Origin of the sequence: Enterococcus sp. 4G2_DIV0659 (genome assembly GCF_002140715.2) — a bacterium.
In the GTDB taxonomy this organism is placed as follows: Bacteria; Bacillota; Bacilli; order Lactobacillales; family Enterococcaceae; genus Enterococcus_L; species Enterococcus_L mansonii.
This window is the reverse complement of sequence record NZ_NGLE02000001.1, coordinates 416260-443030: the sequence shown is the minus strand read 5'-3', so window position 1 is coordinate 443030 and position 26771 is coordinate 416260. Positions and strand designations below refer to the sequence as shown.

The following is a 26771-nucleotide window of genomic DNA, read 5'->3' as shown; positions in this document are numbered from 1 at the left end:
AGGTGAGGTAAATGAGTTCATTTAAACAATTTCAATTCAACGATTTTATCATGGAAGCATTAGCAGATAAAGGGTTTGAACAACCAACAGAAGTACAAGAAAAATTGATTCCTGTCATTAAAAAAGGCAAAAGTGTCATCGGTCAATCCCAAACAGGAAGTGGAAAGACGCATACATTTTTATTACCATTGATGAATAAAGTAAATCCTCAATTGGATGAAGTACAAATTCTGATTACGGCACCTAGTCGAGAATTAGCGAATCAAATTTATCAAGAGGCGATCCAAATCGCAAAATTCAGTCAGCCGGAAATGCGTGTGACAAACTTTGTCGGTGGTACAGATAAACAACGTCAAATCGCTAAATTAAAAAATCAGCAGCCTCATGTGGTGATTGGAACTCCTGGTCGGATTTTAGATTTGATGAACGAGCAGGCGTTAAAAGCGCATACGGCATTTGCCTTTGTTGTTGACGAAGCGGATATGACTTTGGACATGGGCTTTTTAGAAGAGGTGGATCAGATTGCTGGACGTTTGCCAAATAAACTGCAAATGTTGGTTTTCTCTGCAACTATTCCAGAAAAACTAAAACCTTTCTTGAAAAAATACATGGAAAATCCAGTGGTTGAACATATCCAGCCAAAAAATATTATCTCAGAAACGATCGACAATTGGTTGATTTCCACGAAAGGAAAAGACAAAAATCGTCTGATTTATCACTTATTAACGATTGGGCATCCGTATCTAGTAATTATATTTGCTAACACGAAACAACGCGTGGACGAGATTACTGATTACTTAAAAGATCAAGGATTAAAAGTCGCAAAAATCCACGGAGATATTTCTCCAAGAGAACGTAAACGTGTGATGCGTCAAGTTCAAGAGCTTGAATTCCAATACGTGGTAGCAACAGACCTTGCGGCAAGAGGAATTGATATTGAGGGTGTTTCTCATGTGATTAATGCGGAAGTGCCAAGTGATTTAGATTTCTTTATTCACCGTGTAGGTAGAACTGGAAGAAATGGTTTAGACGGTACAGCAATTACACTTTATTCACCTGCAGATGAAGAAGCTATTGCAGAGGTTGAACAATTAGGAATCGAATTCCATCCAAAAGAAATTAAAGACGGTGAAATTATAGACACCTATGATCGTAACCGTCGGACGAAACGTGAGAAAAGCAAGGATGCATTGGAAGATCCAACATTAATAGGTTTGGTGAAAAAGAAAAAGAAAAAAATCAAACCAGGCTACAAAAAGAAAATCGAATGGGCCATTTCAGCTAGCAATAAACAAAAACGTAAAGTTGAACGTCGTCAGCAAACACGGACGGCGAAAAAAGCTAAGAAGAATAGTTATAAATAAAAATAGATGGTTAGAGAACGTTTGGAATTTTGTCCAAGCGTTTTTTTTAATTCCTTTTACCTAGAATTAACATACTTTCAAACCTTCTAAATTCTCTTCATAATCCTCAGAAAAACAATATCATTAAAACAATATCATTAAAACAATGACTTATGATAAAAGTCTAACTTACATAACCTCAATTCATATATCCGAATTTTTTTAAAATAATATTGATTAAATGTATAATTTTTAGTACAATGAACATATGAACACGTGAACACATTAACAATTAATCGTTCGTGGAAAAGGAGATGAAGGAAATGGAAAATGATAAGTGAAATATATTTAGTGAAAAAAAGTACAAGTAAGTCAAATCAGAGCAAGTACTTAAATCAATTGTTAAACGATAAAAATCCCAAATATTTTTCAAAATCTTATTCGGGAGAATATGCTGTGGTTATAATTTCATCTATGAATCCAGTTGCTATTGATATTGAAATAAAAAAGTCACTAACTCAGGAACAGATGGATATTTATACATCATTCATGTATAACAATAACGACTGCATTAGTTATTCAAAAGTTCAACAAGAAAATTTTTTTAAAATTTGGGTAATTAAAGAAGTATATTCAAAGTATTTTGGAGAAGGGTTGTATATTGATTTTAAAGAAATTAGTATCGAACAGGATGAACTCAATCGTTACAAAGTATCTTATAAAAATAAGAATCATGTAACGGTGAAGATAATCGAGCAAAATAATTATGTTGTTGCGTATATTTGTAATCATTTTAAGGGAGAAAATAAAAATGGAAATAGAAATGACAGAAGTTCAAAAAGCGTATCTTTTAGGGAGAAATGAATCTTTTGATGCAAAGACTGGTACTCATATGTATTTGGAAGTTAAGTATAAAGGCGATATTCAGGAATTTCAGGATGCATTAAACAAAGTAATACAAGTACAACCGATGTTGAGAGCAAAAGTAAAAAATATGGAAACATTTGAAATTATCAATAACTTTAATTATGAAATAATCGTTAGCTCAAAAACTAATGATGAAATGAAGAGTTTTAGAGAGAGAACAAGAGAACGATTATCACATAAATTATATCAATCGAGTGACTTTCCATTGTATACTTTTGAAGCTGTTGAAAATGCAGAGGAACCTGGTAATTATTTGATTTTTATAAGTATAGATTTATTAATAGCTGATGGTCTAAGTTTATTTCAGTTGTTTGATGATATAAAAAAGACAGTGAAAAATGATCGAGTAAAATTAACAGATGTGTCTGACCTGCTTTTAGAAATAAATGACTCATACTTAAATTCAAAAAAGTCTGCAAGGTATGAGAAAGATAGAGAATATTGGAAACAAAAGATAGAAACCTTGCCAGATGCCCCAAATTTATTAGTGAAGGAAGAGAAAGCGAGTCACAGTAAATTTGCTAGAAAAGAATATATTTATACAGCAGAGAAGCTTTCAAAATTAAAAGAGATTGCTGAGAAAAGAAAAATATCATTAAATTCGCTCTTTTTAACTCTTTATAGTACAGCTCTGCAACAATGGTCTGAAAATAAAGAATTTACAATCAATGTTACTACATTTAAAAGACCAAGAGGAGAAAAATATTTATCGGTTATAGGTGATTTTACTAGTACAGTATTAGTTCCAACTAATGTTGATGTGAATAAAACGATTTTAGAGAATACGATAAACATCCATAGAAATATCTTTTCAAGTTTCAGACGATCTTCTTTTGAAGGAATTGAAGTTTTAAGAGAACTAAAGAAGCATGGACGTCAACCTTTAATGCCGTATGTATTTACTTCTATGCTATTTGATTTTGATAAATTTGATGAATTAGGTGAAATAGACTATTGGATTTCGGAAACACCTCAAGTGTATCTGGATTGTCAAATGAAAATAGTGAATGGAAGCTTAAATATTAGTTGGGACTACTTAAAAGAGATTTTTGAAATCAAACAGATAGATGAAATGTTCCAGTTCTTTATTCACAGTATTGATGGCTTTCTTTTGGACGAAGAAATTGATGTAAGAAGTACTTTAAAAGAACTCAATCAGTTGATTGAACAAAAGTATTCTAAGTATAATTCAAGGCAATCAATTATTAAAAAAAGTACGCAAAGTATATTGTCAGCGCTTAAAACCGTAAAAAAAGAATTTCCTAAAAAAATAGCTTTTTCTGAAGTAGATGATTCAATAACTTTTAATGAATTAGACAGAAAAAGTGATGATTTAGCTGAAGTGATAGATAGAGAAAAGCAGCGATACGATTTGAAAAAAATTAGGATAGGAATAGTTGGTAACAAGTCTATTAAAAGCACAGTTCAAATGCTGGCGGTAATCAAAACTTCAGATTCTTTTTGCTTTATTTCAGAAGATATGCCTGAAAATAGATATAGAAAACTTTTAAAAACGAGCAATATTCAGCTTCTGATAAAAGGAGAACGAGTCTTCAGAGCTGAACCTAGTTTAAGGTTAGAAAATGAATATCAAGAGATTCCACACGATGAACTTTATGTTATCTTTACTTCTGGAACAACTGGAGAACCAAAAGGAATATCAATTTCTGAGAGACCAGTACTTAACACCATCGATGATATTATAGTAAGAACGGGAATAAATCAAGAAGATGTTCTTTTTAATGTTTCAGACTTGTCCTTTGATCTGTCAGTGTTTGACCTATTAACTCCGTTACTTTCTGGATGTGAAACTATATTATGCCCAAATCCATCAAACTTGTTTCCATTTAAAGAAAAAATTTTACAAGCAACTTTTTGGAATTCAACACCTGGTTTGATGCAAACACTCTTATCAATTTTGATTGTAAAATTATGAATATTAGAAATATATTAATGAGTGGCGATTTTATTCCAGCAGATCTAGTTTATCAAATCAAAGGAACGTTTCTAAATGAAGAGTTAAATATTTTTAGTTTAGGTGGTGCAACTGAAGCCTCTATCTGGTCAATTTATTATCCGCTCAACGATTTCTCTGACAGAAGAGTTCCCTATGGATATCCTTTAAGTAATCAAAATTATTATGTTTTAGATCGAAATGATTGCTTGGTTAATAGCAATGTGAGTGGTGAATTGATAATTACAGGTGAAGGACTAGCAAATGGATATTTGTTGAAAAATCAAAATCATGGCGTTTTCTATGAACATGCACAATTAGGTCCAATTTATAGAACCGGTGATAAAGGCTATTTAACAGATAAAGGATATGTCAATATATTAGGTAGAATGGAATCAGAGTTGAAGGTTAATGGATATAGAATCGACCTAATTGAGATAGAACATAGCCTATCTTCTATCAAGGATATAAGCGAGGCTAAGGTTGTCGTTAAAGAAAATCAGAATGGGAAAAAGTATTTAAGTGCCTTCTATACTACGAATACTATGGATGAACTAAGCCATGAATTGTTCAGGAGCGAACTAAGAAAAGTTTTGCCAACATATATGATACCTAGTTCATTTACTTATTTAAATACACTACCATTAACAAGTAATGGGAAAATCAATCTTAAAAAATTAAAAGAAATGGAACAAAAAGCTAGTCAGAAGTTTACTGAAAAAGAACTTGAACTTTTCGACTTATGGACACAAGTAATTGATCTAGAAGAAAGTAACGCTATACTAACTAAAAGTGCAACATTCTTCGAAATAGGTGGTGACTCAATTAAATTACCTGAATTGCTTTATAAAATTAACAAAAAGTATAATGTAGATATTACAATTGAAGAACTATTGAATCATTTTTCATTAAGCGATCAAGCTCGTTATCTTGAAAAAATAAAACAAGAAGATAACAATTTTAAGATAAATCAATTTTTGACGCAATTAAAAAAGGGAACAAGTGAAAAAAGTATTGTATTTATCCATGCTGGATCTGGAGAAATAGGAATATATAATGAATTAGCTAAGAATATTGATTCAAAATATAATGTATTCGCAATTAGATTCAAAAAGGATATTAAAAAATCTGCTCCTAGAATAATTGACTTTACAGAATTAGCTAAAGAATACAATGAATATTTAGAAAATTTCGAATCTATTGATTATTTAGGTGGTTGGTGTATTGGAGGAACAATAGCGTATGAAATATCTAAGGTAAATTCAAAAGTAAACAATCTTTTTATGATCAATACGATGCCTCCAGTTGAAAATAAAATACAAAAATTCGAATTTCAGTTGAAAAATGAACAACAATTTATTTATGAAACATTTGATTATAAAGTAGAGAATGCTGTAAATACAGATGAGCTTTGGGAACAAATTATTCTTTTATTAGAAAAGAGACTAGACTTGATGCCAAAATTGTTAAAAATTGTACCTAATGAGTTAGCAAGGTTAATTCCCTTTTTGGTGAAAGTAGTCCACGAGAGCTAATTTATTATATCAATTTATTTAGAAGTTTTGAGACTGCAAGACATTTATATGAAGATTCAACAAGTGTTCTTAAAGATATTTTCTATTTTGGAGCTAAAGATGAAAAAATCCCTAATTATATACAGTGGAAGAAACATATCAACGGCAACTGGAATGAAAATCATATCTCTGGGGATCATACTACTATCTTTGAAGGAGAAAATGTCAAACTATTAGCAGAAGCTATGAATCGGACATTTAGAAAAAAGGAGGAAAAACAATGACATACATCAATTTTAAAGAGGTCAGCAAAAAATACCAAGTAAGTGGAGAAGTCACGGTAAACGCTGTGAACCAAGTAAACTTCACGATCAATGAAGGGGAGTTTGTCGTAATCGTCGGTGCAAGTGGCGCTGGAAAAACAACCCTTTTAAATCTATTAGGCGGAATGGAAAAAACAAGTTCCGGTACAATCGTGATCGACAATAAAGAAATCTCTTCACTAAAAAAAGAAGAACTAACAGAATATCGTAGGAATGATGTTGGGTTTGTTTTTCAATTTTACAACTTAGTCCCTAATTTATCTGCTTTGGAAAATATTGAGTTAGCTGCGGAAGTTTGTAAAGAGCCGCTTGATTCTCGTGAGGTATTATCTAGCGTAGGGCTTGATCAGCGAGCAGGGAATTTTCCGAGTCAGCTATCAGGCGGCGAACAACAACGTGTCTCTATTGCCAGAGCACTTGCGAAAAATCCTAAAATGCTACTGTGTGACGAACCAACGGGCGCCTTAGATTCAGAGACAGGTAAAACGATCATCAAACTTTTAATAGACACATCTAAAAAAATGAATAAAACAGTAATTATTGTCACCCATAATGCAGAGTTCACTAAAATTGCGGACAAAGTCATTAAAATGCATAATGGGAAAATTGCAGATAGTTATACGCAGGAAAGTCCTTCAGATGTGGAGGAATTAGTATGGTAATTTCTCCTTTGAAAAAAATGTTTCTTCGTAGTTTTAAAAAGAACAGCATCCAACTTCTATCAATTGCATTGATGTTGATTTTAGGCGTAGCGATTTATATAGGAATCGATAGTACTTGGAGAAGCTTAAATGATTATGTTGAAACGAATTATCGTAAAGAAAATAAAGCGGATATTGAAGTATTGATCAATCCAACCAACAAAGATTTTTCAGAGCTTAGTGAGTCAGAAAACATTAAGCAGCTCGAAGAACAATTTCTAATAGAAGGGGCAATTACAGGTAGTGACGGTAAAGAAGTCCTAATTAACGGGGTTGATCAAGAAGCTAAACTCAATCAGTATACAATTGTTAAAGGAAAAGATTTAGACAAACAGAATACAGTTGTTATTGATAAAAGTTTTGCTGAAGCAAATCATATAAACGTTGGCGACAGACTCACGATTCAAATAAATTCACTTGAAAAAGAGGTTACGATCAGTGGATTGGCTGTAAGTTCTTCTTATATTTATATTACGCCAGACTCAACGACCGTGGTACCAAATCACAAGGATTACGGTTTTATCTACATGAATAAAAAAGACACGGAATATTTTACACAAAATAGTGTAATGACGAATAAACTCGTCATAAAAGTAGCAGAAGGAAAAAAAATCGAAACAGTCAAAAAGGAAATTGAAGAGAAATACGAACAGGAAATTATTAGTATTCTCGAGTCTAAAGAGACATTGAATGATTTAGCTACTAGTCAAAAGGTGCAACAATATCAATCAATAGGCAACTTGTTTCCAATTATCTTTTTTGCGATTGTTATCCTAATGAGCTTTACAACAATGTATCGTCTAATCAATAAGGAACGAGGGATCATTGGAACGATGAAAGCATTAGGTTATAGCAGTTTCAAAATAATTACGCATTATTTATTTTATGGTATATGGGTGAGTATTATTGGCGTGCTTTTCGGTGTTTTTATTGGTTGGAAGGTTATTCCTAATTATATCTGGCGATTTTTTAATGAGTTATTTATTTTTGATCATCCTGAAATTGTCATTAATGGCTACCAAGTGGCGATAATTACTGCATTATCCGTGTTTAGCACATGCGTTGCCACGTTGATTGTTTTTTATAACGTTGAGAAAGAGTCACCAGCTTCTCTTTTAAGAGAAAAAAGCACCACCAAAGGTTATAATATTTTGTTGGAAAGAATCAAGCCTTTTTGGAATGGGCTAAGAACGTCTCAAAAGTTAACGTTGCGGCAGATGTTTAGAAGTAAAATTAGAATGTCAATGACGATTATTGGCGTGGTTGGATGTACAAGTCTTTTGTTATCTGCTTTGGGAATTAGAGACACGATCAATCACGTGGCTAGTTCGGTTTACGAGAAATCTTACTTATACGAAGAAAAGGCCTATGTAGCAAGCGACGTGGATTCAAGCGAACTGTATGATAAAACTCGGAATAATAAAGAAGTAGAAGGACTTGAAGAACGACCATACTTTATTCTATCCGATAGTAAAAATAAGAGTGGGTTGATTCACGTTATAGAGGATAATAGTTCGTATATCAAATTTTATGACAAGGATAAACAAGTAAAATTAGCAGAGGAGCGTTTACTAATTACAAAGAAAACAGCAGAAATTTTTTCTTTGAAAAAAGGAGACAATATTCAGTTTAGAAATGCTGCGGGGGATTTGGTCAAGCTAAAGGTGACTGATATTGCAGAGTTAAGTATAGGACAAGGCTTCTACTTAACAAAATCTGCATGGGAGAAAGTGAATCAAGAATTTGTGCCGACAAGTTTTTTGGGTAAAAGCCTAAAAGCAACATTCTCAAATGATGAAATGAAAAAAATTGTCTTAACAAAAAAACAAGAAAGTGACTTTTTAGCTAGCATGGGAAGTACCCTTTCGATGTCTATTTTATTGATAGTGTCTGCTAGTCTGTTGTTGATTGTTGTTTTATACAATCTAGGTACGTTGAATTTTTCAGATAGAGAACGTGATATGGCGACTTTATCTGTTCTAGGTTTTAGATTTTCTGAACTTAAAAAGATTCTTTCAACTGAAAACATTATTTTATCTCTTTGCGGTATCATTATAGGGATACCTTTTGGGATTAAAATACATGAAAAAATCTTTTCTAATGCAGGAATGGGCGATGAACTTTATTTCAGACCAGTTATTGATCGACAGAGTTATCTGATTACGATTATTTTTACAGTTATTCTAATCATTATTGTGAATTATCTTTCTAACAAAAAAATCAATAAGATTAAAATGACTGAAGCGCTTAAAAGTGTTGAATAAAGTAGTTTTAATTCTTGTATATTTCAATAAGTATTGCTTATTAGATAATTGAGAGTTGAGATAGAAAGCTGTTTCTTAAACACTAGAAACACTCCTATCTCAACTTTTTTTATTTTTTTCACAATTTATAATTCACATGCCAATTGTTTTACCATCTCTACACAAAGAATCCCATCTTCTAAATATTCTTCTGAATTCACCTTATAATTCAACGATTCATAAAATGATATGGCTGTTTTTTCAGCAGACAAACTACTAAATGTACAGCCGTCTTCCTGCGCTTTTTCTTCCAATAATGAAAGTATTTTTTTGCCAATACCTTTGCCTCGATACGTTTTACGGACGCAAAAACGATCTGGTTGGATAGTGACGTCATCTTTTTTCTGATAACGAATCGTAGCAACTGCAAGTGATTCATCGTATGCGACAAAATAATTACGATCAACGGTATCAAGCGCGTCAAACTCCTCTTGCAATGAAATATTCTGTTCCAATACAAAAACCTCATAACGTAAAGCCAACGCTGCGGCTTGTTGCCAACGTTCATTGCCAAAATGTATATGCATAATGCCCTCCAGATAATTTTCTTAATGAATGATTCATTCAGTGGTATACTTAATCTTAACAGATATTTTTAAAACGTACGAGGAGGGAATCGTGTGGAGCTATTTGAACAAGTAGAATGGGTGAATTGGAAAAAATTGAATGATTCTGAAAAAGAAGTACTTTTACGCCAATTGCTTATGTATTTTGTTCCGCCAACAATGGAAGTCAACAGGATCGAATTGGTTACTTTTGATCTCTATGGAATAAAATGTCGTACATTTGAGTTAGAATTAGACGGCGAACTATTTGTTTTTATTCCAGGGAATAACGAAGCAATTCTTGGCTGGGATTTAGGCGCAGAGGGATTAAGAGCACATGAATTATTAAGTTTTGATGTCGAAAGTTTGGAGAAAAATACGTTTAAAACGACGTTGACAAATGACGCCATTTCACAAACTTCTGATTGGATACAAGAAGATAGACCATTTGATCTAACTTCATTGGAAGGGGTTTCGTCTTACATAAATGCCCACACGACACCCTTAAGAAAAGTTGCTATTCCAGCTATGCTTGTTCAAAAATATGCCTTACCAGCGGGGACGGAATTTTTAGGTGTTTTCGATACGGTGACAGGAATGTTTGAAGGAGAGCTTGAGCAATTTACACCTTACGAAAAATGTATCAATGAACATCTATTTCCTGGATTATCTGCAGAGGAAAGTTTTAGCTGGTCATTTCCTAAAAGCTTATTGGTGGAAAATGAATGTTATTTAGAGTTTTTACCTGAATCCGATTATTATTTCGTTTACAGTCATAGTGGATGTACGCATGAAGCGTTGAAATTGGCGTTAAAACGTCAAGGGTTTGATTTGTTGTCAGAAGATCAATGGGAATATGTTGTAGGGGCTGGAACGAGACGACTGTTTCGCTGGGGCAACGAATTATTGATACAGGATAATGAGTCTGGTCGTCAAATTAAAAGTAAAATGAACGGGGCTAATATGTTTGGTTTGGTGATTGATACACAAAAAAATCGGTTTGAATTAACAGATCATCGAACAATCGTTAAATTAACGATACAGTTAGAAGAAAAAGAGCATTTAATTGAGCAGATGTTGCCTTTATCAACTTACTATCATCATCCATCACATATAATTTCAGCGGATAAAACGTTACATCCAAATGAATATCTCTATAGAAAAGTGATTAAAATTGAAAAGTAAATGACTTTCAATAAATCGTTTTTCAGATTTAGAGAGCGGAAGAAAACGAATCGTTCGTTGTCTTTCGCTCTCCGTTTCCTTTATTGTAATGATTTTTTTAAGTTGTTTGTTGTTTCGCTAAGGCTATCACGGTAACTAATCAAAAATTCGACTAAGGAGTCTTTACCAATAAGTTTTTTATTTCCGTAATCACCATATTGTTTCTTTTGTTCTTCTAATGACTTTTCGTATTGTTTCTTTTGCTCTTCAAAAGCCGCTTGGTCGTATAATACGGTATCTTTGATGGCATTTTCATAATCAGCCAAATAATTACTGATGATTGCTTGGTACATGTTTAGGTAATCTTCATACGTTTTTATTGATTTTATTGTATCATCAGAAACATCTGTTGGTTTAAAGGCTGTAGTGGCAGCTGTTTCTGATGTTTTTGTCTCTGTTTTTGAACTAGAAGCAGTGGATTCTTTGGTGCTGGAATTCGTAGTTTCGGCTGAATCACCACCCATGTAAGCTTTGAAATCTGAATCAGTTAACAATCTCACTGTCCATGATTTTGGAGAGTAGTTATCGTCAAAACGAACTTCGTCCCCATCTTCTAGCTTAAATCTTTTTTTGGCATTTACATCTTTGAAGGTTTCAAATGCATATTTTTGCCCAGAAACCTCTATAGAAACATAACCATTTTTATCAGTATCTTTCTCTCCGTGGTTTAATTCTGTTAAAACAAAAAAGTAAGTGCCTGGATTAATATCCGTTCCTACTACATAGGTCCCTTTTGCAAGGATGTCCGTTGATTTTGGTTCATTTTTGCTCTCTTCTTTTGCTGTGCTGCTGATTTTCGTTGATACTTTTGAATCACTTGACTTGCTAGTTTCCACCTTTTTTGCAGAGTTACACCCTGCTAGTAGCAAGATACTTAACCCAACCGTTAATAAAACCTTTTTCTTCATTTTTAACTCCCCATTTCCAAATGTAATAGTTGTAACTAAATGAGTATACCATGTGATATATTCGTTTTCTACAAAAAAAATAGTGAAATTGAAAAAATAAAATAACATTTATATATTTTTTTAAATCATTGAGCGTGAAAAAATGTTTGTGTTAAAGAGTAAGTGTAAAAAATTAATCGTGTATGAATACAATGATGTTGTCATTTTTTAAATAATTTAAAAAGCCCCGCCATTGACTTTTTTGTCAAATTTCCTTATACTTTATAAGGAATCGAAAGGATATAGTTCGTTGACTTGTATTTACAGAAAGTTCTTCATTGCTGAAAGAAGGATAATACAAAGACGTAGCTGCTCCCTTTTACATTATTTGGTAGAAATATCAACGCACTCCTGCGTTATAGGGTTTAAGAGGTAATGATCAACATCATTGCAATCAAGGTGGTACCGCGAATATTCGTCCTTGACTGCAATGGTGTTTTTATGTGTTCCACACAATTTATGTAGCAAGGGAAATAGTAATCGTGGCCCAATGCACTATGCATGGGTCTTGGGAAGAAAGGAGCGGTTCGTTGAACGTATTTTTCATTTTTGGACCTCAAGCAGTTGGGAAAATGACGATTGGTGAGATCGTAGCTAAAAAACTTGATCTAATCATGTTGCATAATCATAGGACGCTAGAACTGCTACAGCCAATATTTGGCTGGACAGCTCCAACCTTTGAGCTGTCTGCGTTATTTCGACAATTGATCTTTAGCAAATTTGTGGAAGAACAGTCAAGTAAAGGGCTTGTTTTTACGCTTGTCTTAGATTTTTCTTCAAAAGCTGATATGGAGGAGTTCAATCAGTATAAAGAACTATTTACTGCAAAAGGAATTGAGCCTTATTTTGTTGAACTGGAAGCTGATTTAAGCGAACGATTGTATAGAAATAAGACGGAGCATCGTTTAAACCAAAAACCATCGAAGCGCGACACGAGTCACTCTGAAAAAGAACTGTTGCAAGCTCATGAGGACTATCGATTGAACTCTTTGCCTGGTGAGGTTAAGGAAAAGTATTATTATCGTTTAGATGTCACAAGTTTGACGGCTGAACAGGCTGCCGATCGAATAATGAAACAATTTAATTTAAAGGAATAAACACAAAAAATATTTTTTTGAAAGTAGGAATTACGTAATGAAACAATTATCAAGTAGTCAAGTTCGCCAAATGTATCTAGACTTTTTCAAATCAAAAGGTCATTCAGTAGAGCCAAGTGCTTCACTGGTTCCAGTAAATGACCCAACACTATTATGGATCAATTCAGGTGTTGCTACGTTGAAAAAATATTTTGATGGTTCTGTAGTGCCAGAAAATCCGAGAATCACAAATGCTCAAAAGTCTATTCGTACGAATGATATTGAAAATGTTGGAAAAACAGCTCGTCACCATACAATGTTTGAAATGTTAGGAAATTTCTCGATCGGGGATTACTTTAAAAAAGAAGCGATTCACTGGGCGTGGGAATTTTTAACATCTCCTGAATGGATGGCGTTTGATCCAGAAAAGTTATATGTTACAGTCTATCCAAAAGATACTGAAGCAAAACGGATTTGGCATGAAGAAGTTGGTTTATCAATGAAGCATATCATTGATATTGAAGACAATTTCTGGGATATCGGTGCGGGTCCTTGTGGTCCAGATTCAGAAATCTTTTATGATCGTGGCGAGTCATTCAATGATGTAGCAGAAGATGATCCCGAAAATTATCCAGGTGGCGAAAATGAACGTTATTTGGAAATTTGGAACTTAGTCTTTTCTGAGTTTAATCATCAAGCAGATGACACCTATGAGCCATTGCCACATAAAAACATTGATACAGGCATGGGCTTGGAGCGTGTAGTTTCTATTGTTCAAAATGCACCAACGAACTTTGAAACAGATTTATTTATGCCAATCATTCATGCAGTAGAAAAATTAAGCGGACAAGTAACATATGGTCAAGCACCGCAGACAGATATTTCTTTTAAAGTCATTGCTGACCATATTCGTGCGTTATCTTTTGCGATCGGTGATGGCGCACTGCCTTCTAATGAAGGTCGTGGCTATGTGTTACGTCGTTTGTTACGTCGTGCAGTTATGCATGGGAAAAAATTAGGTATCAATGAAGCCTTCTTATACAAATTAGTTCCTGTTGTTGGAAAAGTAATGGTGAGTTATTACCCAGAAGTGTTACAACAAAAAGACTTTATCGAAAAAGTGGTTCGTACAGAAGAAGAACGTTTCCATGAAACAATCAATGAAGGTTTAGATATTCTAAACGAGTTGATTACAAAAGTAAAAGCAGCTAAAGAAGAAACGCTGAATGGTAAAGACATTTTCAAATTATACGATACGTATGGTTTCCCTGTTGAGTTAACAGAAGAAGTTGCAGAAGATGCGGGCTTAAAAGTCGATCATGCAGGTTTTGAAAAAGAAATGGAAGCGCAAAGAGAACGGGCCCGTTCTGCACGAAGTAAAGAAACATCAATGGGTGTTCAATCGGCCGTATTGACTGACATCAAAGTTGAAAGTAAATTTGTCGGCTATAGTAATTTAGAAGCAACAAGCAAACTTTTAATCATTTTAAAAGACGAAGAAATTCTTAGCGAACTTTCTGATGGAACGGCACAATTGATCTTTGCTGAAACACCATTCTATGCTGAAATGGGTGGACAAGTAGCCGATCACGGAACGATCAAAGACCAAGATGGAACGATTGTAGCTCATGTAGAGAATGTTTTAAAAGCACCAAATGGTCAATTTTTACACACCGTTCAAGTGACTGGGAAATTAGTTGAAGGCGCAATATACGAACTTCATGTAGATGAAAAAATGCGCAACCGTATCTTAAAAAATCATACGGCAACCCATTTATTGCACCGTGCTTTAAAAGATATTCTAGGTGATCATGCGAACCAAGCTGGTTCATTAGTAACTCCAGGACATTTACGCTTTGACTTCACTCATTTTGGACAAGTAACTTCAGAAGAATTAGTTCAAATGGAAGCAATCGTCAATGAAAAAATCTGGGATGCTATTCCTGTTGAAACCGTTGAAACAGATATCGACACAGCAAAAAATATGGGGGCAATGGCTTTATTCGGTGAAAAATACGGTAAAGAAGTCCGCGTCGTAAATATCGGTGGTTATTCAATCGAGCTTTGTGGTGGAACTCATGTGACGAATACAGAAGATATCGGTATTTTCAAAATCGTATCTGAGTCAGGAATCGGAGCAGGTGTGCGAAGAATTGAAGCGGTAACAAGTAAAGAAGCATATGAGCTAATGAATGAAGAAGAAAAACAACTAAAAGCCATTGCAGGAATTGTTAAATCACCTCAATTGAAAGAAGTTGTCTCAAAAACAGAACAATTACAACAACAATTACGGGATTTACAAAAAGAAAATGAACAACTTGCTGGAAAATTAGCAAATCAACAAGCAGGAGACATTTTCAAAGACATTAAAGAAATCAATGGCACAACATATATTGCTGCTAAAGTAAATGTAAAAGATATGAATCAATTACGTCAATTAGCAGATCAATGGAAACAAAAAGAAGTATCAGATGTGCTCGTTTTAGCAACAGCTCAAGATGAAAAAGTCAGCTTATTAGCAGCTATGACAAAATCAGCCAATGACAAAGGTCTAAAAGCTGGTGATTTGATTAAAACAATCGCACCAAAAGTTGGCGGCGGCGGCGGTGGCCGTCCGGATATGGCTCAAGCTGGAGGGAAAAATCCTGCAGGAATCAGTGATGCATTAGCTGAGGTAGCTAATTGGTTAGCGAAATAAGTTAGCTTAGTAAAAAAAAGAAGATGACTGAGATAAAACTCTTTGAGTTTTTCCCAGTCACTTTCTTTTTTTACTTAATTATGCACTTTGACCGCCATCGATCATGATGGATGCGCCGTTGATAAATGAAGCATATGGGCTACATAAAAAGAGGATTGGTTGTGCAATTTCTTGACTTTGTCCTGCTCGTTTTAAAGGAATCATGGTATCGATCACTTGATCCATTGGTCCACCTTCAGGCATCATTTCAGTGTGAATTAAGCCTGGTAGTACACTATTTACTCTAATCCCACGTCCACCGAACTCTTTTGCCATTGAACGGGTTAATTGTAAAATCGCTCCTTTAGATGCACAATAAGTGGCAATACCAGGGCCGCCGTTTAATCCACCAACCGAAGCAATGTTAATAATGTTTCCAGTTCCGCGTTCTAACATATACTTCAAAACCAATTTTGATAGATAAATATAACTCCTAACATTAATGTTAAAGAGTTCTTCGTATTCTTTTTCCATATCAATCTGTTCAAAAGGGAAAGACCTATAAACGCCAGCATTATTTATCAAGACATCGATTTTTCCAAATTGTTTTATAACCTCTTCCACCAAATGTTGCATGCTAGAATCGTCCGTTACATCTGTCTGGATAAATAAAGCATTGCCACCATACTCCTTGATTTTTTCAACCACGACTTCACCTTTATCTTCTCTGCGTCCGCAAACGATAACCGTTGCACCTGCTTGTGCAAATTCTTTTGCTGTTGCTTCACCAATCCCTGATGTTGATCCAGTAACAATGACAACGTTATCTTTAAACGAAATGTTCATGTGTTGCCTCCTCCTTGATGTTGTTTTGTTTCTTATTAAGCTAAATATAGCATCGAATCCGAAAAATGTAAATAATTTTAAACATTAACTAATGTATAACAGTAGAAATAAGAGGCTTCGTTGAACAAATAGTTTCTGTGTTGGTATGAGTAATTTTCACTGTCTAATTTATTCAATTTTGGAGGGATATTTCTTTCTTTTTTTTCAGTTTGTTGTTAGATTTAATGTATAATTACTCAGATATTTTTAATGTTTGATCGCTGACAAGTGTGAGGTTTCAGATACTTTTGTAGTTGTCTGTTGCCAAATTCGCACAGTAGTTTCAGAAAAATAGATATGTTTTCTGTAACTTTTTTCATTATCTGACATTCAAAGCTATGTGAGAGGAGTATGGATATGCCTAGTGAAAAAAATCAGCTAAAACGTTTTGAAACAGGTGAAAATTTTTATAGTCAACATTACTTTGGGGCACATCCAGTCAATCACAATAATCAAGCCGGTTATGTTTTTAGAGTCTGGGCCCCCCATGCTCAAGCTGTTTGGTTAGTTGGTACGTTTAATCATTGGGAATGCTCTTTACTGATGGAACAAGATGAACCGTTTGGCGTATGGAAACTATTTACTACAGAGCCAAAAGAAGGTGATTTATATAAATATCTGGTAAAGCAAGCAGATGGCAAGGAGGTCTATAAAATCGATCCGTTCGCTGTTATTTTTGAGAAGCGCCCGAATGACGCTGCGGTGATTGGCACAATACCGGCTAAAAAATGGCGTGATGGACAATGGTTACAGCAAAAGAAACAGGAGGATCATTTTCAACAACCATTAAATGTGTATGAAGTACATGCAAGTTCATGGAAATGTGAAGAAGATGGTACACCTTATACCTTTCAAAAACTAAAAGAAGCTTTGATTCCTTACGTCAAAGAGCTGGGATTTTCTCATATAGAATTTCTACCTTTAATGGAACATCCCTTGGGGGCTTCGTGGGGGTATCAGTTGATTGGTTATTTTGCAATTAGTTCGTATTATGGCACACCGGCAGAGTTTCAGGATTTTGTTGAAGCCTGTCACTTGAATAATATTGGGGTCTTGGTTGATTGGGTGCCGGGACATTTTTGTATTAATGATGATGCGTTGCCTTATTATGATGGGACACCACAGTTTGAATATACGGATTCAGTTCGAGCGAAAAATGTTCGGTGGGGCTCGTTGAATTTTGATTTAGGAAAGCCCCAGGTACAAAGTTTTTTAATTTCCAGTGCCTTACATTGGATTGAGTGTTTCCATATTGATGGCATTCGTGTAGATGCTGTTTCAAATATGCTGTATTTGGATTATGATGAAGGACCGTTTACATTAAATGATAATGAAAGTAATCGAAATTGGGAAGGCTTTTATTTTTTACAAAAGCTAAACGCAGTGATTAAGCAGAAGCATCCTCATGTCCTCATGATCGCAGAAGAAAGTACATCGCAAACGCAAATTACAGGGACACTTACAAGTGGTTCTTTAGGCTTCGATTATAAGTGGAATTTAGGGTGGATGAATGATGTTTTACATTTTTATGAGATGGATGCAAAGTTTAGGAAACATCATTTTCGTTTGCTGACATTTTCTTTTATGTACAGAATGAATGAACGTTATCTGTTACCCTTGTCACATGATGAAGTGGTTCATGGAAAGCGAAGTTTGATGCATAAAATGTGGGGCGATCGCTATAAGCAATTTGCTCAATTACGTAATTTGTATGTATATATGATGACTCATCCAGGGAAAAAATTATTGTTTATGGGCAGTGAATGGGGACAATTTTTAGAATGGAAGTCTGATGATCAGCTTGAATGGTGTGACCTTGAGGATACTCTAAATCATTGTATGCAGCATTTTACAAAGGTTCTTAACCAGCTTTATCAAAAGGAAAAAGCGCTTTGGGTATTAGATCATGCGCCTGAGGGTGTCGAAATCATTGATGCAGATAATAGTGAAGAGCTGGTTTTGAGTTTTATACGTAAGGGGAAGAAAGAGAGGGACTTTTTAATTGTGTTGCTGAATCTTTCCCCTATTGAGCGAAAAAATTTTACGATTGGTGTTCCTTATTCTGGAGTTTATGAAGAAATACTCAACACAGAGTTGAAAGAGTATGGTGGAACTTGGACTGCAGGGAATCAGGCGGCTACTTCAAAAGAAGAAAGATTCAAGCAATTTAATCACTGTATTCAGACAATTATTCCCTCTCTGGGAGCGATTATTTTAAAGCCGAAAAAATTGTTTATCTAAAGGTGAAAGGTAAAAAAGTAATCTAAAAAATGAACATGCGTTTTTGAAAGGGGGCAGGGTGATTATGTCACCCGCAATATATGAAGACAGAAATGCTTGCAATGATTTTAGCTGGAGGACAAGGAACGCGTTTAGGCAAATTAACGAAAAATATCGCAAAACCAGCAGTACCTTTTGGCGGCAGATATCGAATCATAGATTTTACATTAAGTAATTGTATCAATTCTGGTATTAAAAATGTCGGAGTGGTGACGCAATATCAACCATTAGCGCTTAATAGCCATATTGGCAATGGTTCTAGCTGGGGTTTAGATGGCATTGATTCTGGGGTAACGATCTTACAACCTTATTCCAGCTCTGATGGCGAAAAATGGTTTGAAGGAACTGCGCATGCTATTTACCAGAATATTGCTTATATCGATCAGATGAATCCAGAGTATGTATTGATTTTATCAGGAGATCATATTTATAAAATGAATTACGATGAAATGTTGGACGAGCACATTGCAAATGACGCTTCTTTGACGGTCGCGGTGATTGAAGTGCCGATGAAAGAAGCCTCCAGATTTGGCATCATGAATACAGATGAAAAGGATCGCATTATCGAATTTGATGAAAAACCAGCCAAACCGAAAAGTAATCTAGCATCAATGGGGATCTATATTTTCAATTGGGCTTGTTTGAGAAAAGTGTTGGTGAATAGCTATGCCAAAGATGGACAGATGTTAGATTTTGGTAAACATGTAATTCCGTCCTATTTGGAAGCCGATGAAAATGTATATGCGTATCATTTTAATGGTTATTGGAAAGATGTTGGGACGATTGATTCTTTATGGGAAGCTAGCATGGAATTTATCGAATTGAACAATCATTTAGATATGAGAAATAAAAATTGGCGTATGTTTTCAAAAAATATGATTTCACCGCCACATTTTATTACTGAATCAGCTTCTGTTGAACATTCATTAATTGGAGATGGTTGTTATGTAGCTGGAACTGTCAAAAATAGTATTTTATCTATAGATGTTCAAGTAAAAGTTGGGTCAATCATAGAAAATAGCGTAATCATGCCTGGTGCGAAGATTGGCAAACAGGTTCAAATCAAAAATGCAATTATCGGAGAAGACGCAATTGTAGGAGATCATGAACACATTTATCAAGAAGGAACAATCGCGGTAATCGGTTATTCAGAAGTGATCGGAGTGAAAAGTGATGAAAACGAATAAAATGTGTGCCATTTTAGGAAATGTCACAAGATTTCAAGAACTGTTGCCACTAACAGAAAATCGACCGTTAGATACATTACCATTTGATTGTAAGTATCGATTGATCGATTTCCCTCTTTCAAGTATTGCCAATGCCAATGTTCATTCGATTTTTATGATCTTTAATGAAGGAGAAACACGCTCTGTTTTCGATCATATCGGAGGCGGTAGAGAGTGGCATTTAGATTCATTACAAAATCGCTATTTCGTTTACTTTTATCAAGATTTTATAAAAGAAAAAGCGCAAGGTCTTCCTTATTACGCATCGATTATTGATTATCTTGAAAAGTCTGAATCAGAATACACTGTTTTTATGGGTAGCAATATGTTATGCACGATTGATCTCAATGCTGTTTTGAAAACACATCAATCCCATAATAACCCAATAACTGTTGTCTATAAGAAAATGGAAGATGCTCATCTATCAAAAGAAGATGCACTTCTTCAAATTGACGAGAATGGACATGTGGAGGAAATTTACAAAAAAAATCCGGATTCTAAAGAAATAAGAGCATTAAATCTCTCAATGAATATCTACATTATTCAGACAAATTGGCTGATTGAGCAACTGAGTATTGGGCAACAACAAGATAGCCCAATCAATCTTAACGAATTTTTTAGAGAGAGAATCAGTGACGTTCAAACAACAGCACATGAATACACTGGATATTTAAGCAACATTATTGACGTTGCCTCTTATTATCAAGCGAATATGGATATGCTTGATGAGAAAAAATTTCGAGCATTGATGTATGCAAAACAAAAAGTTTACACGAAAAGAAGAAATGAAGTGCCAACTTATTATTCTGCAGAATCAAGTGTAAAAAATAGTCAATGCGCAACAGGCTGTATTATTGAAGGAAAGTTGGAAAATAGTCTAGTCTCAAGGAGAACAGTCATCAAAAAAGGAGCTAAAATCAAGGACTCGATCCTAATGTCTAATGCTAAAGTAGCTGAAAATGCAGTAATCGAATATGCTATTTTAGATAAGAATGTTATTGTTGATGCTGGAGTGCGGATCGTGGGAACCAAGGGAAAGCCGATAGTAATTCAAAAAAATCAAATTGTTTCAGCCGATGTGATTAGGGAGGTATGAGCCATGGATATATTATTTGCGTCAGCAGAGTGTGCCCCCTTTTTCAAAACAGGCGGTCTAGGTGATGTGGCCGCATCGTTACCAAAAGAATTAGCTAAAAAAGGAGAACATCTCTCTGTGGTATTGCCTTATTTCACCAAAATGCCTAACATCTTCAAGGAACAATGCGAAGAGCTTACCTCATTTTATGTAGATGTTGGTTGGCGGCACCAATATTGTGGGATCAAACGTTTCGTCATGAATAACGTAACGTATTATTTTATTGATAACAACTATTATTTTGATCGTGAACATTTATATGGCTATGAAGATGATAGCGAACGCTTTGCCTTCTTTTCTTTAGCTATTATCGAAATGTTGCAGCACATCAAATTTTTTCCTGACATTATTCACATTAATGATTTCCATACAGCGATGATCCCTTTTTTACTAAAGAAAAAGTACCAAGCAAACTCTGCATATTCTAAAATAAAAACAATTTTAACCATCCATAATATTGAATTTCAAGGCTCGTATAGTTCTAATTCATTGCTTGATTTGTTTGGACTGGAACTAATTAGTCATGATAATGATATTGTTCGATTTAGTGATGGACTTAATTATTTAAAAACGGGTATTATCTATGCCGATCGAATAAATACAGTTAGTCCAAGCTACGCACAAGAGATAAAAACATCAGAGTTTGGTTTCGGGTTGGACAGCGTTTTACGTTTGGAAGAGGGAAAGTTAAGTGGGATATTAAACGGAATCGATTATGAGCTAAATGATCCTGAGACCGACAAGCTCATTCCAGCAAATTTTTCAGTGGAAGAACTATCTGGAAAAAAACAGAACAAGCAAGCTTTGCAAAAAAAAATGAATTTGCCAATTCGTGAAGAAGTGCCATTGATTGGGATTGTCAGTCGACTGACGTTTCAAAAAGGCTTCCAACTGCTCTTAGAGGAGTTAGGCAAATTATTGGAAAATGATATTCAACTTGTTTTACTAGGGACAGGAGATCCTGAAATTGAACGTTCTTTTCGATCCTTTAGTGAACGATATCCGAATACATTGAAAGCAACGCTCACCTTTGATGTAGAACTGGCCCAGTTGATTTACGCGGGTTCCGACTTATTTATGATGCCTTCTGCAACAGAACCTTGCGGACTCTCTCAAATGATTGCTATGCGTTATGGGGCGTTGCCGATTGTTCATGAAATTGGCGGTCTAAAAGACACGGTTGTTCCATTTGATCCTGTGAAAAAAGAGGGGACTGGTTTTGGTTTTTCTGAGTTTCGTGCATATTATTTAAGGTATGCCACACAAATGGCTCTTGATTTATATCGGAATGATCAAACAACATGGGAGCATTTAGTTAAAACAGCAATGAAAAAAGATTTTAGCTGGAACAAATCCAGCCAACTTTACTTAGAGCTATATCAAAAGGTAGTAGGATTGTAGTAAAGAGCAAGCGAATAACCAATAGATTGTTTCATGCTGGGTAAAGATTGACTGAGGCAAAAAACTGAGGTATACTCGTAGCGAGAAATGAATAACCAAAGAAAGCCATTGAGGTGTTTTTGTGAGTGTAAGTATCTAAACCCAAGGAAATGAATAGCTGAAGAAATTAGCCATTTTTAGAAGGCTTCTTTGGCATACCTAAGTTTGATACCTATCTTATCTCATATAAATACTTGATAGACTGTACATTTTAGTCATCTATATTTGTTGAATCATGAGCGATAAGGGCAGGTGCCTTTATTGCTTTTTTCGTTTACATCTATCTGCATATTCTTTCCGTTATTCATAAAAGATAGGTATCTCCAAAAGAAAAGGAGATATCAATGAACCAAGAAACCTATACAAAAACACAATTTAATCAAATCAAAGAAACACTAGAAAATCATGCGGTTAGTTCTTACGGAAAAGAATTGATCCAAAATTTAAAACCGAGCAATAAAATCGATGTTGTAAAAAAACGACTGCAAGAAACTTCAGAAGCAAAAGCGCTATTGGATGCTCAATTACATGCGCCGTTTATGGGATTAAACACTATTAAACAATTGACCAATCAAGTAGAAAAGGGGTTTATTTTAGATCCAAGCGAATTAGTCAGCTATGCAGATTTTTTGAGAAGTAATCGTTTGATTCAGCAATTTATGGAAAAAAATGAATGGATAGCGCCGCTTTTAGCGAAATATGGTAAATCATTACAGGTATTTCCTGAGATTGAAAAAGAAATTTATCAAGTCATTCGTAACAATCAAATCGAAAATGATGCCAGTCGGGAATTGCGAAAAATCCGAAGATCACTTCAAGAATGTGACAAAGAAATCGAAACGAAACTACAATCCTTTCTTCGACAAGCACAAAATAAATCGAAAATTCAAGAAGCAATCATCGTTAAGAAAAATGACCGTTATACTATACCGATCAAAGCAACTTATAAAAATCAAATAACAGGCACAATTGTTGAGCTATCTTCAAAGGGCACAACTGTTTTTGTCGAACCTGCAGGTGTGATAAAACTTAATGACAAACTCTATCAATTAAAGATGGAAGAAGCGACGGAAGTGTATCAAATTCTCTCAACCTTAACTGGATTGATTGCTGAACAAATGAACACAATTCAATCAAATTTAGAAATCATTGCCCAATACGATATGATTTTTGCACGTGCAAAATATAGTAGAGAAATCAACGGTATAGAACCTAAACTAAATCAAGACGGTATCATTGAGTTTGTAAATGTAAAACATACGCTGTTAGGCGAGTCCGCTGTACCATTGAATTTGTCAATAGGCAAAGAGTATCGTGGATTAACCATTACTGGCCCAAATGCTGGTGGCAAAACAGTTGTTTTAAAGACTATTGCATTAATTTCATTACAAACAATGATTGGTCTGCAAATAATCGCAGATATTGGTACCAATATTGCTATTTTTGATCAAATTTTTGTTGATATTGGGGATCAACAAAGTATTGAAAACGCATTGAGTACTTTTTCGGGACATATGGGGAACATCTCTGAAATTTTAGCCAAAACAAAAGGAAATAGTTTAATTTTATTAGATGAAGTCGGTAGCGGAACCGAACCAAATGAAGGAGCAGCCTTGGCCATAGCTATCATGGAAGCTTTTTATAAAAAAGGCAGTATCATCTTAACCACCACTCATTATGGTGAAATCAAGCGATTCTCAGAACAACATGAAGACTTTATCACAGCAGCGATGGCCTTTGATGCAGAAACACTCACACCAAAATATCAATTGATTTTGGGCGAAACAGGAGAAAGCAATGCCTTTTGGATCGCTAATAAAATGAATTTAGAGAAAACCGTAGTCAAACAAGCACAAACTTATCTGCAGACACGTGAGTATTCAACAGAAAAATACCGATTCTCTAAAAACACAGCTAAAACAGAAGCACCACGGGTATTTCCAACCTATCAAAAAGGCGATCGTGTATTTTGGACTGAAAAAAAAGAAATCGTACTAATCTATGATCAGATAGAGATGACCGATAAGGCAATCATATACGTTGATAACGAAAAAAAGACAGTTCATAAACGCCAACTAAAACTAGAAAGAAGCGCAAGCGACCTATATCCGCCAAACTATGACCTAGACTCATTGTTTGAAGACTACCACGAACGAAAGAAACAAAGAGACTTAGAACGAGGGTCAAAAAAAGCCTACAAGAAATTAAAGAAAGAAATGCAAGCAAGAAAAAACAATGGATGAATAAGGTTCAGCGATAAGCGTTTAACTCAGAGAAAGAAAAAAACGCCCAATCTTAGTGCTTTCACATTTAGAATTTAATATGATCGAAACGTAGCGTAGCTGTTGCTCCTCCTTTTTCCACTTATTCAGTCACTATGTTTGTGTCAAAGTTTTCAACCCCTTTTTTCAATGGTATAATAGCCACGGAGGAAGATGACGAATGAATGAAAATCAATTATCAAAACGTTTAAAACATGTCGGGGAATTTGTTCCCGAAAAAAGTCGTTTAGCGGATATCGGCTCAGATCATGCATATTTACCAGTTGCCTTGATGTTACAAAACAAACTTGATTTTGCAGTTGCTGGTGAAGTAGTCAAAGGACCCTATGAATCGGCTAAAAAACAAGTAAGAAAAAATGGATTGGACGAAAAAATAACGGTCCGCTTAGCCAATGGACTAGATGCTATAGAGCCGACGGATGCAATCAATGCAGTGACAATTTGCGGAATGGGCGGCGCTTTAATCCGTGATATATTAGAAGCAGGCTGGAATAATCAGCGATTAAATGGAAATGAATATCTAGTGTTACAACCGAACATTGGAGAAAAAACACTACGCGATTGGTTAACTGTTCATGGATATACAATTGTTGAAGAAGATATCTTAGAAGAAAATAATAAAATCTATGAAATCATTGTTGCTTCTAGACAGTCGACCAGACAAGCATACACAGAAAAAGAGCGATTGTTTGGACCGATATTGCTAAAAAAACGATCACCAATTTTCCATAAAAAATGGCAAGGAGAATTAACTCAGCGGCAACGCATTTTGATACAATTATCAAAAGCTGCTGGTGACCAACACGCTAGAATCCAACAAATAGAGCAAGAAATCGCTGAAATCAAGGAGGTTTTATCCCATGAGTCTTGATGGAAATAAATTCATTGAACGGTTTGAAGCTTATTGCCCTCAATGGTTAGCTGAAGCAGGAGATCCTGTTGGGTTGCATATTGGTACACTGAACAAACAACTAAACCGCGTTATGGTAACGTTAGATGTTCGACCAGAAGTCGTAGCCGAAGCTATTGAAAAACAAGTAGATTTGATTATTGCGAAACATCCACCGATTTTTAGACCGGTAAAACGTTTGGACACAGATGATCTCCAAACAAAAATGTATGCCGATTTACTAAAACATGACATCGCTGTTTTTGCCGCCCATACAAATATGGATATTATTCATAATGGCTTAAATGATTGGTTTTGCGAACTATTAGACATTCAGGAGACGACCTATTTAACCAAAACACATACGATTACCTATAAGAAGCTAGCCGTTTTTGTGCCAGCGGATGATGCTGGACATATGCGTCAAGCGCTTGGTAAGGCAGGTGCTGGAACACAAGGTAATTACAAAAACACAAGCTATTCTGTAGTGGGAACAGGTCGATTTACGCCTACAGCGGGCGCTGATCCGACAATAGGAAAAATCGATAAAGAAGAAGCTGTTCAAGAAGTAAAGATAGAAGTTATCTTTCCTGAAACCCTTCAAAGTAAAGTCGTTCAAGCAATGCTTGACGCTCATCCTTACGAAGAGCCAGCGTATGATGTGTATACGATTGAAAATCATACCGAAGAATATGGTTTAGGAAGAGTTGGACAGTTAACAAAACCAATTTCTTTAAAAGAGTTTACTTCTATTGTAAAGGAGAAATTTCATTTAGATGGTCTAAGAATTGTCGCTGAAGATGAGACCAAAATGATCCAACGAGTGGCTATTTGTGGTGGCAGCGGCGAAAAATTTTTCCGTGATGCGATCAAAAAACAAGCAGATGTATACATTACCGGTGATGTTTATTATCATACAGGTCATGATATGTTGACAGAAGGGTTGTCTGTAATCGACCCAGGTCACTATATCGAACAACTATGTAAAGAACATCTAGTAGAACTATTCAATCAATGGAAAAAAGAATACAATTGGGACATTACGTTTATTGAATCCGAGGTAAACACGAACCCTTTTCAATTTAGATAAAACAGAAAGA

The 26771-nt window shown here is 35.0% G+C and carries 19 protein-coding genes; 16 read left to right on the top strand and 3 right to left on the bottom strand.

All coding sequences use genetic code 11. The features are described 5' to 3' along the window. Positions 1–11 precede the first annotated feature (11 nt). The 6 genes from A5880_RS02065 to A5880_RS02040 all read left to right on the top strand — a co-directional run bounded on the left by A5880_RS02065 (position 12) and on the right by A5880_RS02040 (position 9026). The gene (locus tag A5880_RS02065; RefSeq protein WP_086331555.1) at positions 12–1364 is read left to right on the top strand and encodes a DEAD/DEAH box helicase; all 1353 of its coding nucleotides are present in this window, start codon (positions 12–14) and stop codon (positions 1362–1364) included. Between the two features lie 309 nt (positions 1365–1673). Continuing rightward, positions 1674–2207, top strand: a complete 534-nt coding sequence (locus tag A5880_RS02060; protein ID WP_336576936.1) for a 4'-phosphopantetheinyl transferase family protein — start codon at positions 1674–1676, stop codon at positions 2205–2207. Continuing rightward, the gene (locus A5880_RS02055; RefSeq protein ID WP_336576935.1) at positions 2155–4206 is read left to right on the top strand and encodes a condensation domain-containing protein; all 2052 of its coding nucleotides are present in this window, start codon (positions 2155–2157) and stop codon (positions 4204–4206) included. The genes A5880_RS02060 and A5880_RS02055 overlap by 53 nt, the downstream gene beginning before the upstream one ends. After that, positions 4203–5759 (top strand): non-ribosomal peptide synthetase, encoded by a 1557-nt coding sequence (locus A5880_RS02050; protein ID WP_336576934.1) that lies wholly within the window; start codon positions 4203–4205, stop codon positions 5757–5759. Before A5880_RS02055 ends, A5880_RS02050 begins: the two co-directional genes overlap by 4 nt. Before the next feature lie 259 nt (positions 5760–6018). Then, positions 6019–6723 (top strand): ABC transporter ATP-binding protein, encoded by a 705-nt coding sequence (locus tag A5880_RS02045; RefSeq protein WP_086331554.1) that lies wholly within the window; start codon positions 6019–6021, stop codon positions 6721–6723. Continuing rightward, positions 6717–9026 carry an ABC transporter permease gene (locus A5880_RS02040; protein WP_086331553.1) on the top strand — a complete coding sequence of 770 codons (2310 nt, stop codon included), beginning with the start codon at positions 6717–6719 and terminating at the stop codon, positions 9024–9026. Before A5880_RS02045 ends, A5880_RS02040 begins: the two co-directional genes overlap by 7 nt. A 125-nt stretch (positions 9027–9151) precedes the next feature. Here A5880_RS02040 and A5880_RS02035 read toward each other — a convergent pair whose 3' ends face one another. Further along, positions 9152–9592: a GNAT family N-acetyltransferase gene (locus A5880_RS02035; protein WP_086331552.1), complete on the bottom strand. Its 441-nt coding sequence runs from the start codon at positions 9590–9592 to the stop codon at positions 9152–9154. Between the two features lie 93 nt (positions 9593–9685). Here A5880_RS02035 and A5880_RS02030 point away from each other — a divergent pair, with 93 nt between their 5' ends. Further along, entirely contained in the window at positions 9686–10795 is a 1110-nt protein-coding gene (locus tag A5880_RS02030; protein ID WP_086331551.1) for a DUF7278 family profilin-like fold-containing protein, read from the top strand. A gap of 80 nt (positions 10796–10875) precedes the next feature. Here A5880_RS02030 and A5880_RS02025 read toward each other — a convergent pair whose 3' ends face one another. Beyond that, entirely contained in the window at positions 10876–11742 is an 867-nt protein-coding gene (locus A5880_RS02025) for a hypothetical protein (RefSeq protein ID WP_143353666.1), read from the bottom strand. A 569-nt stretch (positions 11743–12311) separates the two neighbouring features. Between A5880_RS02025 and A5880_RS02020 the strand changes: the two genes are divergently transcribed. Both A5880_RS02020 and alaS read left to right on the top strand, forming a co-directional pair. Then, the gene (locus tag A5880_RS02020; RefSeq protein ID WP_086331549.1) at positions 12312–12878 is read left to right on the top strand and encodes a hypothetical protein; all 567 of its coding nucleotides are present in this window, start codon (positions 12312–12314) and stop codon (positions 12876–12878) included. Positions 12879–12915: 37 nt separating this feature from the next. Then, positions 12916–15555 carry an alanine--tRNA ligase gene (alaS, locus tag A5880_RS02015; RefSeq protein WP_086331548.1) on the top strand — a complete coding sequence of 880 codons (2640 nt, stop codon included), beginning with the start codon at positions 12916–12918 and terminating at the stop codon, positions 15553–15555. Between the two features lie 78 nt (positions 15556–15633). Here alaS and A5880_RS02010 read toward each other — a convergent pair whose 3' ends face one another. Beyond that, complete coding sequence (locus tag A5880_RS02010) at positions 15634–16380, bottom strand: SDR family NAD(P)-dependent oxidoreductase (RefSeq protein ID WP_086331547.1); 747 nt, start codon at positions 16378–16380, stop codon at positions 15634–15636. A 396-nt stretch (positions 16381–16776) separates the two neighbouring features. Between A5880_RS02010 and glgB the strand changes: the two genes are divergently transcribed. The 7 genes from glgB (at position 16777) to A5880_RS01975 (ending at position 26761) form a co-directional block, all read left to right on the top strand. Continuing rightward, positions 16777–18660: a 1,4-alpha-glucan branching protein GlgB gene (gene glgB / locus A5880_RS02005; RefSeq protein ID WP_086331546.1), complete on the top strand. Its 1884-nt coding sequence runs from the start codon at positions 16777–16779 to the stop codon at positions 18658–18660. A gap of 80 nt (positions 18661–18740) precedes the next feature. Next, entirely contained in the window at positions 18741–19886 is a 1146-nt protein-coding gene (locus A5880_RS02000) for a glucose-1-phosphate adenylyltransferase (protein ID WP_086331545.1), read from the top strand. Next, complete coding sequence (gene glgD / locus A5880_RS01995; protein WP_086331544.1) at positions 19873–21021, top strand: glucose-1-phosphate adenylyltransferase subunit GlgD; 1149 nt, start codon at positions 19873–19875, stop codon at positions 21019–21021. Before A5880_RS02000 ends, glgD begins: the two co-directional genes overlap by 14 nt. 3 nt (positions 21022–21024) lie before the next feature. Continuing rightward, the gene (gene glgA / locus A5880_RS01990) at positions 21025–22461 is read left to right on the top strand and encodes a glycogen synthase GlgA (RefSeq protein ID WP_086331543.1); all 1437 of its coding nucleotides are present in this window, start codon (positions 21025–21027) and stop codon (positions 22459–22461) included. A 383-nt stretch (positions 22462–22844) separates the two neighbouring features. Beyond that, positions 22845–24743 carry an endonuclease MutS2 gene (locus A5880_RS01985; RefSeq protein ID WP_086331542.1) on the top strand — a complete coding sequence of 633 codons (1899 nt, stop codon included), beginning with the start codon at positions 22845–22847 and terminating at the stop codon, positions 24741–24743. A 199-nt stretch (positions 24744–24942) separates the two neighbouring features. Continuing rightward, complete coding sequence (locus A5880_RS01980; protein ID WP_086331541.1) at positions 24943–25653, top strand: tRNA (adenine(22)-N(1))-methyltransferase; 711 nt, start codon at positions 24943–24945, stop codon at positions 25651–25653. After that, entirely contained in the window at positions 25643–26761 is a 1119-nt protein-coding gene (locus tag A5880_RS01975; RefSeq protein WP_086331540.1) for a Nif3-like dinuclear metal center hexameric protein, read from the top strand. Before A5880_RS01980 ends, A5880_RS01975 begins: the two co-directional genes overlap by 11 nt. The last annotated feature ends 10 nt before the right edge of the window (positions 26762–26771 follow it).

What these genes read in the sequence shown, in the direction of transcription:
- A5880_RS02010 (WP_086331547.1), bottom strand. Translation starts at nt 16,380, where the DNA reads ATGAACATTTCGTTTAAAGATAACGTTGTCATTGTTACTGGATCAACA.
- A5880_RS02050 (WP_336576934.1), top strand. Translation starts at nt 4,203, where the DNA reads ATGAATATTAGAAATATATTAATGAGTGGCGATTTTATTCCAGCAGAT.
- A5880_RS01985 (WP_086331542.1), top strand. Translation starts at nt 22,845, where the DNA reads ATGAACCAAGAAACCTATACAAAAACACAATTTAATCAAATCAAAGAA.
- A5880_RS02060 (WP_336576936.1), top strand. Translation starts at nt 1,674, where the DNA reads ATGATAAGTGAAATATATTTAGTGAAAAAAAGTACAAGTAAGTCAAAT.
- A5880_RS02065 (WP_086331555.1), top strand. Translation starts at nt 12, where the DNA reads ATGAGTTCATTTAAACAATTTCAATTCAACGATTTTATCATGGAAGCA.
- A5880_RS01980 (WP_086331541.1), top strand. Translation starts at nt 24,943, where the DNA reads ATGAATGAAAATCAATTATCAAAACGTTTAAAACATGTCGGGGAATTT.
- A5880_RS02025 (WP_143353666.1), bottom strand. Translation starts at nt 11,742, where the DNA reads ATGAAGAAAAAGGTTTTATTAACGGTTGGGTTAAGTATCTTGCTACTA.
- A5880_RS02040 (WP_086331553.1), top strand. Translation starts at nt 6,717, where the DNA reads ATGGTAATTTCTCCTTTGAAAAAAATGTTTCTTCGTAGTTTTAAAAAG.
- alaS (WP_086331548.1), top strand. Translation starts at nt 12,916, where the DNA reads ATGAAACAATTATCAAGTAGTCAAGTTCGCCAAATGTATCTAGACTTT.
- A5880_RS02055 (WP_336576935.1), top strand. Translation starts at nt 2,155, where the DNA reads ATGGAAATAGAAATGACAGAAGTTCAAAAAGCGTATCTTTTAGGGAGA.
- A5880_RS02035 (WP_086331552.1), bottom strand. Translation starts at nt 9,592, where the DNA reads ATGCATATACATTTTGGCAATGAACGTTGGCAACAAGCCGCAGCGTTG.
- glgB (WP_086331546.1), top strand. Translation starts at nt 16,777, where the DNA reads ATGCCTAGTGAAAAAAATCAGCTAAAACGTTTTGAAACAGGTGAAAAT.
- glgA (WP_086331543.1), top strand. Translation starts at nt 21,025, where the DNA reads ATGGATATATTATTTGCGTCAGCAGAGTGTGCCCCCTTTTTCAAAACA.
- glgD (WP_086331544.1), top strand. Translation starts at nt 19,873, where the DNA reads ATGAAAACGAATAAAATGTGTGCCATTTTAGGAAATGTCACAAGATTT.
- A5880_RS01975 (WP_086331540.1), top strand. Translation starts at nt 25,643, where the DNA reads ATGAGTCTTGATGGAAATAAATTCATTGAACGGTTTGAAGCTTATTGC.
- A5880_RS02000 (WP_086331545.1), top strand. Translation starts at nt 18,741, where the DNA reads ATGAAGACAGAAATGCTTGCAATGATTTTAGCTGGAGGACAAGGAACG.
- A5880_RS02045 (WP_086331554.1), top strand. Translation starts at nt 6,019, where the DNA reads ATGACATACATCAATTTTAAAGAGGTCAGCAAAAAATACCAAGTAAGT.